The organism is Nocardiopsis protaetiae (assembly GCF_045446735.1).
Taxonomy (GTDB): domain Bacteria; phylum Actinomycetota; class Actinomycetes; order Streptosporangiales; family Streptosporangiaceae; genus Nocardiopsis; species Nocardiopsis protaetiae.
In genome coordinates this window covers 1-311 of the sequence record NZ_JBJJBV010000583.1, presented here as the reverse complement: position 1 = coordinate 311, position 311 = coordinate 1, and the positions used below count along the sequence as shown (strand labels likewise).

Below are 311 nucleotides of genomic sequence, written 5' to 3'. Positions count from 1 at the left end.
CCGGCCACACTGGGACTGAGACACGGCCCAGACTCCTGCGGGAGGCAGCAGTGGGGAATATTGCGCAATGGGCGAAAGCCTGACGCAGCGACGCCGCGTGGGGGATGACGGCCTTCGGGTTGTAAACCTCTTTTACCACTCACGCAGGCTCCACGTTTTCGTGGGGTTGACGGTAGGTGGGGAATAAGGACCGGCTAACTACGTGCCAGCAGCCGCGGTAATACGTAGGGTCCGAGCGTTGTCCGGAATTATTGGGCGTAAAGAGCTCGTAGGCGGCGTGTCGCGTCTGCTGTGAAAGACCGGGGCTTAAC

At 60.8% G+C, this 311-nt stretch carries 1 rRNA gene; it reads left to right on the top strand.

From position 1 onward, the window contains the following. Window positions 1-311: ribosomal RNA gene (locus ACJOT3_RS34770) — 16S ribosomal RNA — on the top strand; the annotation flags it as partial.